Below are 10,321 nucleotides of genomic sequence, written 5' to 3'. Positions count from 1 at the left end.
CCGCATAGTGAATATCGGCCCAGTCCGGGATCCGGGGGCAAGGTCACCTCCTTCAGCTTGCGCCGCGCGTGTGCCCAGCAGTGGGCGACGGTGACCGGGGCGCCGCCCTTGCGGGAAGGGCGCGTGAGGCGGTTGTAGCCTGGATATCCGTCGAGCTGCAGGATGCCGTCGAAACCGGCCAGGAATGTCTCGGCATGCTCGCCGCCGCGGCCCGGGGCGTAGAAATAGACCACGCCGGGAGGGTCATCCCCGCCCCAGCTCCGGTCGTCGCGGGCAAGAGCCCAAAGGTAGCCGGTCTTCGTTTTTCCACGTCCCGGGTCGAGCACCGGCGCGGTGGTCTCGTCCATGAACAGCTTGGTCGATGTCCTCAGGTGCTCCGCCAGCCGGTCGACGATGGGACCGAGATGGAAGGCCGCGGTGCCGACCCAGCCGGCCAGCGTGCTGCGGTCGATGGACAGGCCCCAGCGGGCGAAGATCCGGCTCTGGCGGTACAACGGGGAATGATCCGCGTACTTGCAGACGGCGACATGGGCGATCAGCGCCTCGGTGGGCAGCCCGCCCTCGATCAGATGCGCAGGTGCCGGCGCCTGGGTGACGCCATCCGTGCAGATGCGGCAGGCGTATTTCGGGCGGATCGTGACGATGACGCGGAACTGCGCCGGAACGATGTCGAGGCGCTCTGTCCGGTCCTCGCCGATCTTGTGCATGCGCCCGCAGCCGCAGGGGCAGTCGAGGCTGGCGGGCTCGATGGTCTCCTCGATCCGGGGCAGATCGGCCGGAAGGTTGCCGCGGTTGCGCTTGGCGGAGGAGCTCTTGCGGCGCCGGCCCGCGCTGTCATCGGCCTGCGCCACCTTCTGCGCTTCGAGCTCGGCGACCGCTGTCTCGAGTTCCTCGGAGGCCAGCTGCCGCTCGTCCTCCGAGAGCTTCTCCGACTTCTTCCCGTAGAGCGCTTGGTTCAACTCGGCAATCAGGTGCTCTTGGCGGCGGGTGATTTCCTCCAGCTCGGCGACCCGAGCTGCCTGCGCCTGCAATGCCTCGAAGGCCGCCCGGTATTCCGGGGGCAGGACGGACAGGTCGAGATCGGCGGCGGGGGTCATGCCTGCAGCATAGCCCGGAGCGCGCCACGGCAGGCGGGGAAAAGACCCCGCGAGTCATTCCGCCACAGCAGGCCGCCTGGCTTCGAGCGCCTTCACCTTCCGCCAGTCCAGCCCGGCAAACAGCGCCTCGAACTGCGCCCGGTTCAGCGACATCGCCCCGTCGGTCACGGGAGGCCAGACGAAGCCGGAATCTTCCAGGCGCTTGTACGCCATGACCAGACCGGTGCCGTCCCAGAACAGGATCTTCAGCCTGTCGGCCCGTTTCGCACGAAAGACAAACACAGCGCCCGCGAAAGGGTCCTCCTTCAAGGCCGACTGCACCAGCGCGGCCAGGCCGTCATGGCCTTTCCTGAAGTCGACGGGCTTCGTGGCTATCAAAATGCGCACCCGGTCGGACGGGATCATGCCAGCGCCCGCACCACGGAGGCGATCCGCTCGGCCGACGCGCCGGGCTCGAGCCGCACCGTCACCGCGCCGACGGCGATCTCGACGCTGCCGCCTGCAATCGGCCCGGTGTCCGCAGGCGCTTCCGGCGTCGCCACCATCAGCGACACGAACTCCATCGCATCCTCGGGGGCAGGCAGCACGAGCCTGCCGTCCCGCGCCATCCGCCGCCACGCCGAAACCTGGTTCGCCGCCAGCCCGTGCCGCGCGGCCACCGCGTTCACCGTCGCGCCCGGCCTGAGCGTCTCGGCCACGATCTCCGCCTTCAGGTCATCCGGCCACTTCCGGTTACTGCGCTGCGTTTCTCGCTCGTTCGTGAGAACCTCAAAATATGCGCTCATTGAGAAAGTCACTCCCTGCTCGTTGCAGGAAATGAGATCTCAGAACCGAAGCCTCACAAACAGGTGGGGCCGGGACATCGCATACCGAAGAACGCAGGTCGCGGAAGATCATGGGGCTGCCCTAGTCAAGCAGGACAGCGCAGTGAGCGGACCGACTGTGCACCGTTGTTGTTCGGCAGGAAAAAGCTCAGAGGTCAAGTCGAAAAAAAATCACGATTTTCTTGGATGTATGAGCAGTGTCCTAGCCTTCTCTCCGAGGGGCTGCGCCATCAGGAGAAGGCACTCGTGTTCAGACAAGGTGCAGACTTCGAGTAGCTTTCTTCAGATCCTATTTTACTCTAAAAAGAGTGCGGCGTTAGATGATGAGCCCTCTACTTTTCATTCGGCTACGAACTCAGATCACTGTTCAACCCCTGATATCAGGCCATTTCTCTCAGCGACCGCCAAAAGCTCACTTGGACCACGTGATTGCACGCCCAAAATCTCTAATGCGAACCTTGCCCGAGACGCTGCGACATATAAACGATTGTGGGCAGCATATGAAGAAAAGCTCCTTGAGTTAGAGTTTGCCGTTTCCCCTTCTTGTGGAACTCGCCCCTTGTCAACGCCTACGATGATTACAACATCAAACTCAAGGCCACCCACAAAGTCCGCATGGCCCAGGACCATGTGACCCGATTTTTCCGCCTGTCGCTGCTTGGTGAAGTCGCCTCGGCGCTCCAAATAAGAAGTCGGTTTATTGTTACTAATTGAGTGCTCCTTAAGTTTGCGCAGCACTTCATCGTTCATGGTTGTGATGAGGACTTGTGACCTGTTGGACTGCGTAAGAGATTGAAGTTTATCAGCCCGATTAAAGGCACCTTCAACTAGGGCGTTATCATCGGCGAAATCCAAATATTTAACGGGTTGCGACCGCCTTTCGTCTTCATTTGTGAAGGCGCTTGTAGAGAGTGAGAGGGTATCGTCAAAATTCGTAAAGAGAGTGGCCCCTGATGCCAATACTGATTGGCAAAAGTCACGTATTTGGGGCGAGCTACGGAAAACCGTAGAAACAGGAGTGGAAATTTCTGACGCTGAAGTTTCACCGCCGAACAGTTCGGATACAGAGTCTATGTCATTCCAACCGCGATCCCCAACACTCTGAGCTTGGTCTACCGTAAAGGAAATAGGAAGCGAATCCACATTTCGAGTGAAATGGTGGAAAACATGAAGCTCATTGATGTTGAAAAGGTGGGTCTCATCAATTGCGATAAAATCATAACCCTCTCGGGAACGCCTTCTTCTCCAAATCGGAGTGTCGAGCTGTCCAACCGCCGATATTACTACGTCATCGGTGTCAAACTGGCTCGCAGCTTCAAGCTGTTCTTGATATCGCTTGAATACCCGAAAGCTGATTCCTTTGTCGGCGTCATTTTCAATCGGCAAGCCATATTTAAGAGGGGGGCAGTTCTTGTATGTATCAAAAGAATCTCCAGCACGGCCTTTTATCAGTACGCTAATCTCATGCTGAAACAAATGCGCTAGATCCTCGTCATCGACTTCATTTATGAACTTGCGAAAGCCTTCGCTAAGGTGTGGTATGAAAGATGCGAGGTCCTCCGATTTTACACGCCTGACGGCTTCTTCGATATACATTTGTTGAAGTAACTTTGAGTCTTGCGCATCTCTGTCAACGAATTCCGTCTCAGATATCGACTGACGCAAGGTGTTGGCGCAAAGAGACGCGAGCGTTTCGACAGAGAGCGATACTCTCTCTAGATTTTTATCGCGGCTCTGGAAATCATCCGGATCTATAACCTGTAGTGCATCCTTAATGGACTGCCTGGTAGCTTCGCTATGCGTGATCAGCAGAGCATTGCAGTTCAGAGTGTTTTCTTCGGCTGAACGAAGAATGCGAATAGTACGCAGCAAAAGAGATAGCGTTTTTCCGGTACCAGCAGGGCCGTGGAGACGGTGTGGCGTTCCCATCGGTGCTCTAACAAAAATTTGTTGCTGCCTAGTGAGCTGAGGAAGCCAATCATCATATGGAGTATGAACTGGTCGCTTCGAACCAAGGTCGCCATTGAGTGCCGTTGAGTTCACCTGGTCAAATCGGTTGGTGACTGGAGCACCCTCCGCGGCCTTTGAAACTTGGAGGTACACGTCTGCAAGGCGATCAATGACCCTTTTGAAGTTGGTCTCATCTGCGATTTCGGTTGCGGAGTTTGCACCTTCCCAGCCAGTCTTATACACTAAAAGGAATTGACCTGACATGTCACGCTTTTTGAGCCGCTCGTTCATCGGCTCGCGTTCTATGACAATCCGGTATGGACTTGTCGAGTACGGAAGCGGAAAAATGACAGCCTTAGTAGAACCAGAGACGATTTTCTCAGATTTATTGAGAAGCCCTCCTGACCAATACTTCGCGCAGAATCTCATTAATTTTTGGAATGACTGCAAGGATTCGGCCGATCTGAGCTGCGTAAATAGCGCAGATTTTTCGCAGTCTATAACAAGATATTTCTTTTTCTTCCACGCCCCGAGTGTGGTGATGAATACGCCTTCCTTGTCCTGCAAAAATACTACATTTTTTAATTTCAGGAGGAACTGAATATTCCCAGACAATGCCTGGATAAGTTTATCGCCCTCCTCAAAGTCTATAGACTGATACGAGCGACCAGAGATGAACTCCGCCAGCGCGCCATCATCGATGCAAATGTACTTCATACCCACCCCGTTAGATCGCCATGCTCTTAATAATGATGCCGCTTATAACATCTTCAACTGGGTCTTCTACGCCGATGCGCCCGAAAAGACTTCCGAATGATTGTAGGATATGTTCCATGGTGGGCGAACCTATTTGCACCACAGGCATTGCCAAACTATCCGCCTCAAAGACTAGTCCTGGGCTGGGAAAGCTATCGCCACAAATCTCTTTGTAGCTTTCGCTATCCAAGCCCTTTCCTAATCTCTCAGCGACGCTTTTGGGAAGGGTTGCCACCTCCCTTAGCAAGCATACATACCCTTGTGCTTCACTCGCCTTTTCGGAGAGCGTTTCAAGGAAATAATGCCCTAAAACGGCATGACGACTTAGTCTTCGGATAATTTCCTCTATCTTGCTCGATCTATTTGTTGCAAACCACATGAACATAAGGTCCCGATCATCTTGGCGATCCACCTCATCGTACTCGTTGCACTCTGCGATGTACTCCCAGAATTTCTCACTTGAAGCCCTTTTCGCCTTTGCGCCTTCTCCCAACGGGAAGTGTACTTTGCCAATTTCCTCTAAGGAAATAGACATTGGGAGTGCCTCGGACAGATTCCCCTTTCTCAGCATTCCTTTAAGTTTACCCGCACGCTCACTAAGCTCCTGCTCGTGGAGAATATCAAGGCCGTCACGACGAAGCCAATCCTTGAGTCGCACCAAGGGTAGGAAGTTCAGAACGGGGTATTTTTGCTGTGCAACGTCACACCGAGCCGTGATAGTGACGCCATATACTTCGCAGTTAGTGTATCTCGAGGCTTGAGCACACGAGAAAACTGTCCCTTGAGTAATTTTACCATAGGCCGCTGGCACTAAATCTGGACGAGACTTCTTCACGCTTCCCCTACAATTTTTTCAAAATCTTAACATTCGCATCAGTGGACTGACGCCGATGTGACTACCACGAGTATCCAGACATTGCTCCAGGTAGGCAATACTGAACCTGAGTTCACGTTGGTTCGGTTCTGTTAAGTGCTCGACGCTTGTCTGGTAGCTTTGCTCTCTTCGGATTTGCAAACCTGTTTCTGAAATTTACCCAGTTGCGAGTTGAGCCCGGTTTCTGGGCAGTCCCGGCTACCTAGGACGGCGCGCCGTGCGGGAGCTAACTGCTCGTGACGGCTGCCGAGGGCAACGCAGTGACCGGCAATTTAGGGCCGGCACCGGTCACCCGCCAAGCCTGGCACGAAGGTAGGCTTTGGGCCATCAGCTTCAGGTAGTAGGAGGCCGGAGGGGGGGGCAGGTCACGCGGTTTGTCCGCTATTGCAGGTTCTCCTTCCGTCTAGAGATGACGGTCAATTTGCCAGTTGCTTACAGACAAAGTCGGCGCGTGTTGCAATGTCGGCACGCGGCAGTTCCGTGATTTTGTATCCGAGGGCGGTGTAGGTCTCGCGCATGACGGCACAGGTCGCTTCGGCGCGAGTCTGCTTGCGTTCGGTGTCCTGCGTGAAGATCTCATCCCAGAACGGCGCCAGGAAGACGCGACGGTTGTAGCGAGCTGCCTTGGCCGCTGTGGCGATGTGGGGCGGCACCGGAAGCCCGCAAAGTTTCAGATAGCCAAGGACATCCGGAATGCCGCGATCGAAGATTATGGGGCCTGAGAGCCTCTGTGCGGCGCTGTAGGCGTGCAGATCCCGTTCCAACATCCGTTCGGCATAGGCCCCGCGATCCGCCCAGGGGAGGGCATCTCCGCCGCTCTGCATTTCCTCGCGAATGATCGCGCGGCCGGATTCGGGGATTGTGTGAAAGCCGCGGCGGGCAAGCTCGGCGATCAGGCTGGTCTTGCCCGCACCTGGGCCGCCCGTCACGACGAAGAAACGGTCGCTCATCGGCCATCCTCGGGTTGGACAGGGGAAAGGGCTGCGAAGCGATCAACACGCCAAGGGCGCGGATCGAGGCAGCATGGATTTTCGTAGGGAAAACAGCACCCGCCTGCGCGGCAGAGGCAAATCCTCTGACGAGAAAGGCAGACCTATCTGGTGCGTTTCAAGGGGGATCTGGTGGAGCCTAGGGGAGTCGAACCCCTGACCTCTTGCATGCCATGCAAGCGCTCTCCCAACTGAGCTAAGGCCCCGGCCGGTGCGGCGTCGCCGCGTCGGTGAGGGGCTGTCTAAGGGCTGCGGCGCGGGGGTGCAAGCCAAAAAGACCGGGCGGGGCCAAAAAAGAGAATTCTCCCGGGGCGCCGCCCGAAACCGTGCATTTCCAGGGGGATGGCGACCGGTCAAACGAAAGGGACGGCGCCGGATCTCTCCGGGCCGTCCCTGAAAACCTGCTGCGCGGCGGGCGCGGATCAGTCGTCGTTGTTGTCGTCGGTGGAGACGTCGGTGATTTCGTCGAGCGAGACATTGTCCTCGTCATCCTCGTCGAGCACGTCATCATCGAGATCGTCGCCCAGATCCATGTCGACATCATCCTCTTCATCGAGGTTGGTCTCGCCGGACTCGTCGCGGGCGCTCTTGGACTCGGGATCGGCCTTGTCGGCGATCATCGTCCGCGTCTTGTTGCCGGTGTCGATATCGACCACCTGCCCGGTATAGGGGCTGACGATCGGGGACCGGCCCAGATCGTAGAACCGCTTGCCCGTAGTCGGGCAGACCCGCTTGGTTCCCCACTCTTCTTTGGGCATGCTCTTTCCTCTTTTCCCGACGGATTGAGTGAGGGCCATTGCCACAGGCCGGACGGGGTGTCAAAGGAAAATCCATGAGGCGGGGAGCGGGATGATGAGCCGGGAGCGGCTGGAACTGTCCGGGGCCTCCCGGATCGAGGTGGAACTGAAGCGTTCGGCGCGCGCGCGGCGGCTGTCGCTGCGGATCTCGCGGCTGGACGGGCGCGTGACGCTGACGGCGCCGCCGCATGTTCCCGCCGCCGAGGCCCGGGCCTTTCTCGAGGAACGCGGCGACTGGGTGCGGCACCATCTGGGAAACCAGCCGCCGGTCATCCGGGTGGCGCCGGGCGTGCGGCTGCCGGTGGAGGGGGCGCCGCTGACGCTTGTCGCCGCGCCGGTCCGCAAGGCGGAACGTCACGGGGACAAGCTGCGGGTCGGCACCGCCCGGGCCGGTGCGCAGGTGCGCAGCTGGCTGACCCTTCTGGCGCGCGACAGGCTGGCGGAGCGGTGCGACCTCTACGCGGCGCGGCTGGGCCGGAGCTATGCCGAGCTGGCGCTGCGCGACACGCGGTCCCGCTGGGGATCGTGTTCCTCGCAGGGGCGGCTGATGTTCTCGTGGCGGCTGATCATGGCGCCGCGGCAGATCCTCGATTACGTCGCGGCCCACGAGGTGGCACATCTGGCGCAGATGAACCATTCCGCCGTCTTCTGGGCGGAAGTGGCGCGGCTGCATCCGGGATATGCCGCCGACCGGCGCTGGCTCCGCGAGAACGGGGCCTGGCTGCATCGCTACCGCTTCGACGGAGACGGACCATGAGCACGCCCAGACAGGCGGACAGCCTGCCCGCGGCGCATGACCGCGTGTATCGCAGCCTGCGCACCCGCATCCTGTGCGGCGAGCTGCCTCCGGGCCAGGCGCTGACCCTGCGCGGCATCGCGGCGGAATTCGGGGTGTCCATGACGCCCGCGCGCGAATCCGTGCGCCGCCTGGTGGCCGAGGGGGCGCTGAGCCTGTCGGGATCGGGGCGGGTCGCCACGCCGCTGCTGGGCAATGACCGGATCGAGGAGCTTGCGGCGCTGCGCGGCATGCTGGAGCCCGAGCTGAGTTCCCGCGCCCTGCCCAAGGTGCATTTCGCGCTGATCGAGCGGCTGGAGGCCATCAACATGGTGATCGCGGCGGCGGTCGCGCGCGGCGATGCCACGGGCTATATCCGCCACAACCTGGAATTCCACCGCACGCTGTACCTGCGGGCGCAGGCTCCGGCGATGCTGGCGATGCTGGAAACGGTCTGGCTGCAGCTCGGGCCGACGATGCGGGCGCTCTATGCGCGGCTGGGCCGGACCGGGGTGCCGCACGGGCACCGGCTGATCATCGAGGCGCTGAAGGCCGGGGATGAACCGGGGCTGCGGCTGGCGGTGCGCACCGATGTCACCCAGGGTCTGAGGATGATCGCCGGCGAATAGCAGGCGGGCCGGTGCGGCCCGCGGCGCGGCTCAGGGCAGCAGCGCGAGACCGGCGGCGAGGAAGCCGGCCCAGGTGCCCAGCACGATCATGGCCTGGGCCAGGGAAATCCGCGCATGGGGTTCGGTCGAGCGCGCGGGGCAGGACTTGGTCAGGTTCGGATGCATGACGAAGACTCCGTTGACTTGCGACGGCGGTTCCTAACGCCGCCGATGCCGTTTCGTCCATGCCTGCTTTGCGGAACACGTTACCGGAAACCTGCCCGATCCGCGGGCGGATCGCGAATCCGGCGCGAATGCGGGCCCCCGGGGCGGGATTTGACGCGATCCGCGCGCCGCATCTTGCCGGAACGTCATGACGGCAATTCCGGCAGGGCATGCCCTTGCCGCAGGGGCGGGGTGCCGCCTATCTGTTAGACTGCGGGAACAGGCTTGCCGCGCCTGCCGTTGAGTCGCCGAAGCGCAGGGGTTCGGGATGGCGGCATGACAATGGATGCGGACGAGTTCATGGAATACGAAGAGGGCGGCGGCGCCATGGAGGAGCTTCTGGGCAAGCTCCGCGAGGCGGCCTCGGCCGAGACTGTCTCTTTCCAGAGGATCCTTCAGGCCGTCGAGGACACGTCCTTCCTCCCGGTGCTGATGGTCCCCGCGCTGCTGGTGGTCTCGCCGCTGTCGGGCATTCCGCTCTTCTCCTCGATCTGCGGCCTGATCATCGCCTTCGTCGCGGGCCAGATGGTGTTCGGACGGCACCACCTGTGGCTGCCCGAGGCCATGACGGGGAAGGAAATCCGCGCGAGGCGGCTGCGCGACGGGCTGGACCGGATCGCCGGGCTGGCGCGCTGGCTGGACCGCAATGCCACCGGCCACGGGTCCTGGGCGATGCGCCGCCCGGTGCGCAAGGGCTGCGAACTGGCCTGCATGACCTGCGGGCTGGCGATGCCGCTGCTGGAGATCGTCCCCTTCTCCTCCTCCATCCTCGGCTTGGCGGTGCTGCTCTTCTCGGTGGCGATGCTGGCGCGCGATGCGCTCTTCATGGCGATGGGGGCGCTGCTGATGCTGACCGCCCTGTCGCTGCCCTTCTACGCGATCAACGCCGTCGCCGCGGTCATGCTGTGAGAGACTGCCGCTTCACCACCTCCAGAAGATAGACGTGTTCCGTCTCGCCCTTCCTGACGATGGCGGCGAGATCCGGGCGGGGCGCGATCTTCGTGGCGCCGCCTTCGCCGCCGGGAGGAAATTCGCAGAAGACGATCCCGATGGGCTGCCCGGTGAATTTCTCCAGGAAATCAAGAAGCCTCTCGGTCTTCCTGCGCCGCCTGGTGGTGTCTTGGGGCCAGGATCGGGGGTTCACCTCGATGAACCATTTTCCGCCGGGCCGGGTCTGGGGCCACGACCGATCGACCATCATGGCCGGGTGTCCGCCCTCCGCATCCAGCCCGAACCATTCCGGGTTTCGGGCGGCGTGCATGGATCTGAGCTCGTCGCCGGATGACAGGACCACGGAGGATCCCAGTTCCTGATAGGCCCGGGCAAGCGACATGTAGGGACTGGCCATTTCGGTATACTTCGCGTTCGAGGCAGGCGTTTCACGCCTCGCAACGTATCCGCAAGTGCCGGTTGCGCCAATATGGCA

12 protein-coding genes and 1 tRNA gene are annotated in these 10,321 nt (G+C 60.4%); 3 read left to right on the top strand and 10 right to left on the bottom strand.

The features are described from left to right. The 8 genes from tnpC to ICN82_RS16375 all read right to left on the bottom strand — a co-directional run. Positions 1–1,097, bottom strand: a 1,097-nt coding sequence (tnpC, locus tag ICN82_RS16410) for an IS66 family transposase (RefSeq protein WP_193184817.1), incomplete at its 3' end; no start/stop codon positions are given. 54 nt (positions 1,098–1,151) lie between these two features. Then, on the bottom strand, positions 1,152–1,502 hold the full coding sequence (tnpB, locus tag ICN82_RS16405; protein ID WP_193184814.1) for an IS66 family insertion sequence element accessory protein TnpB: 351 nt from the start codon (positions 1,500–1,502) through the stop codon (positions 1,152–1,154). Beyond that, entirely contained in the window at positions 1,499–1,882 is a 384-nt protein-coding gene (gene tnpA / locus ICN82_RS21550; protein WP_193184812.1) for an IS66-like element accessory protein TnpA, read from the bottom strand. The genes tnpB and tnpA overlap by 4 nt, the downstream gene beginning before the upstream one ends. Positions 1,883–2,281: 399 nt before the next feature. Further along, a complete protein-coding gene (locus ICN82_RS16395) occupies positions 2,282–4,588 on the bottom strand; it encodes a UvrD-helicase domain-containing protein (RefSeq protein WP_193184809.1) in 2,307 nt (768 codons plus the stop codon). A 10-nt stretch (positions 4,589–4,598) separates the two neighbouring features. Continuing rightward, positions 4,599–5,462 carry a hypothetical protein gene (locus ICN82_RS16390; RefSeq protein ID WP_193184806.1) on the bottom strand — a complete coding sequence of 288 codons (864 nt, stop codon included), beginning with the start codon at positions 5,460–5,462 and terminating at the stop codon, positions 4,599–4,601. 455 nt (positions 5,463–5,917) lie between these two features. After that, a complete protein-coding gene (locus tag ICN82_RS16385; protein ID WP_193184804.1) occupies positions 5,918–6,451 on the bottom strand; it encodes an AAA family ATPase in 534 nt (177 codons plus the stop codon). Positions 6,452–6,620: 169 nt separating this feature from the next. After that, a tRNA-Ala gene (locus ICN82_RS16380) sits at positions 6,621–6,696 on the bottom strand. Positions 6,697–6,912: 216 nt separating this feature from the next. Next, positions 6,913–7,248, bottom strand: coding sequence for a TIGR02300 family protein (locus ICN82_RS16375; protein ID WP_193184801.1), 336 nt, complete (start codon positions 7,246–7,248; stop codon positions 6,913–6,915). A gap of 94 nt (positions 7,249–7,342) precedes the next feature. Between ICN82_RS16375 and ICN82_RS16370 the strand changes: the two genes are divergently transcribed. Together ICN82_RS16370 and ICN82_RS16365 are read left to right on the top strand one after the other, a co-directional pair. Beyond that, positions 7,343–8,044 (top strand): M48 family metallopeptidase, encoded by a 702-nt coding sequence (locus ICN82_RS16370; protein WP_193184798.1) that lies wholly within the window; start codon positions 7,343–7,345, stop codon positions 8,042–8,044. Continuing rightward, entirely contained in the window at positions 8,041–8,691 is a 651-nt protein-coding gene (locus ICN82_RS16365; protein ID WP_193184795.1) for a GntR family transcriptional regulator, read from the top strand. The genes ICN82_RS16370 and ICN82_RS16365 overlap by 4 nt, the downstream gene beginning before the upstream one ends. 30 nt (positions 8,692–8,721) lie before the next feature. Here the strand turns inward: ICN82_RS16365 and ICN82_RS21545 are convergent, their stop codons facing one another. Continuing rightward, complete coding sequence (locus ICN82_RS21545; RefSeq protein ID WP_269142431.1) at positions 8,722–8,856, bottom strand: hypothetical protein; 135 nt, start codon at positions 8,854–8,856, stop codon at positions 8,722–8,724. Positions 8,857–9,171: 315 nt separating this feature from the next. Here ICN82_RS21545 and ICN82_RS16360 point away from each other — a divergent pair, with 315 nt between their 5' ends. Continuing rightward, positions 9,172–9,804: an exopolysaccharide biosynthesis protein gene (locus ICN82_RS16360; protein WP_226898544.1), complete on the top strand. Its 633-nt coding sequence runs from the start codon at positions 9,172–9,174 to the stop codon at positions 9,802–9,804. Here ICN82_RS16360 and ICN82_RS16355 read toward each other — a convergent pair. After that, complete coding sequence (locus tag ICN82_RS16355) at positions 9,794–10,243, bottom strand: hypothetical protein (protein WP_193184791.1); 450 nt, start codon at positions 10,241–10,243, stop codon at positions 9,794–9,796. The two genes, ICN82_RS16360 and ICN82_RS16355, sit on opposite strands and share 11 nt — an antisense overlap. Positions 10,244–10,321 lie beyond the last annotated feature (78 nt).

It is taken from the genome of Mangrovicoccus algicola, from assembly GCF_014903745.1.
Lineage (GTDB): Bacteria > Pseudomonadota > Alphaproteobacteria > Rhodobacterales > Rhodobacteraceae > Mangrovicoccus > Mangrovicoccus algicola.
This window is presented reverse-complemented; position numbering and strand designations above follow the sequence as displayed.

What these genes read in the sequence shown, in the direction of transcription:
- tnpA (WP_193184812.1), bottom strand. Translation starts at nt 1,882, where the DNA reads ATGAGCGCATATTTTGAGGTTCTCACGAACGAGCGAGAAACGCAGCGC.
- ICN82_RS16355 (WP_193184791.1), bottom strand. Translation starts at nt 10,243, where the DNA reads ATGGCCAGTCCCTACATGTCGCTTGCCCGGGCCTATCAGGAACTGGGA.
- tnpB (WP_193184814.1), bottom strand. Translation starts at nt 1,502, where the DNA reads ATGATCCCGTCCGACCGGGTGCGCATTTTGATAGCCACGAAGCCCGTC.
- ICN82_RS16375 (WP_193184801.1), bottom strand. Translation starts at nt 7,248, where the DNA reads ATGCCCAAAGAAGAGTGGGGAACCAAGCGGGTCTGCCCGACTACGGGC.
- ICN82_RS16385 (WP_193184804.1), bottom strand. Translation starts at nt 6,451, where the DNA reads ATGAGCGACCGTTTCTTCGTCGTGACGGGCGGCCCAGGTGCGGGCAAG.
- ICN82_RS16395 (WP_193184809.1), bottom strand. Translation starts at nt 4,588, where the DNA reads ATGAAGTACATTTGCATCGATGATGGCGCGCTGGCGGAGTTCATCTCT.
- ICN82_RS21545 (WP_269142431.1), bottom strand. Translation starts at nt 8,856, where the DNA reads ATGCATCCGAACCTGACCAAGTCCTGCCCCGCGCGCTCGACCGAACCC.
- ICN82_RS16365 (WP_193184795.1), top strand. Translation starts at nt 8,041, where the DNA reads ATGAGCACGCCCAGACAGGCGGACAGCCTGCCCGCGGCGCATGACCGC.
- ICN82_RS16360 (WP_226898544.1), top strand. Translation starts at nt 9,172, where the DNA reads ATGACAATGGATGCGGACGAGTTCATGGAATACGAAGAGGGCGGCGGC.
- ICN82_RS16370 (WP_193184798.1), top strand. Translation starts at nt 7,343, where the DNA reads ATGAGCCGGGAGCGGCTGGAACTGTCCGGGGCCTCCCGGATCGAGGTG.